Annotated in this window: 1 pseudogene; it reads right to left on the reverse strand. The window is 45.2% G+C overall.

The features are described from left to right. Positions 1-305: pseudogene (gene nagB / locus AB4585_RS23040) on the reverse strand (glucosamine-6-phosphate deaminase); the annotation flags it as partial.

A 305-nucleotide genomic window follows, 5' to 3' on the forward strand; every position in this document is an offset into this window, starting at 1 on the left:
TTGTTGTGGCCTAGAGAAAGAATCATCACTTCTTCCGCATCAAGCAAAGTAGCAACGCCGATAGTTAGTGCGTATTTTGGAACTTGGTTGATATCGCCATCAAAGAAGCGAGAGTTCGCAATGCGAGTGTCTTCAGTTAGAGTCTTGATACGTGTACGCGATGATAGAGATGAGCCTGGCTCATTGAAAGCAATGTGCCCATCAATGCCAACACCACCCATGAATAGGTTAATCTTACCGTAAGACTTCATTTTAGCTTCGTATGCTGCGCAGTGAGCATCGATATCGTCAGCCAAGCCATCAAG

The organism is Vibrio sp. 10N.222.49.C9, from assembly GCF_041474985.1.
Taxonomy (GTDB): domain Bacteria; phylum Pseudomonadota; class Gammaproteobacteria; order Enterobacterales; family Vibrionaceae; genus Vibrio; species Vibrio crassostreae_C.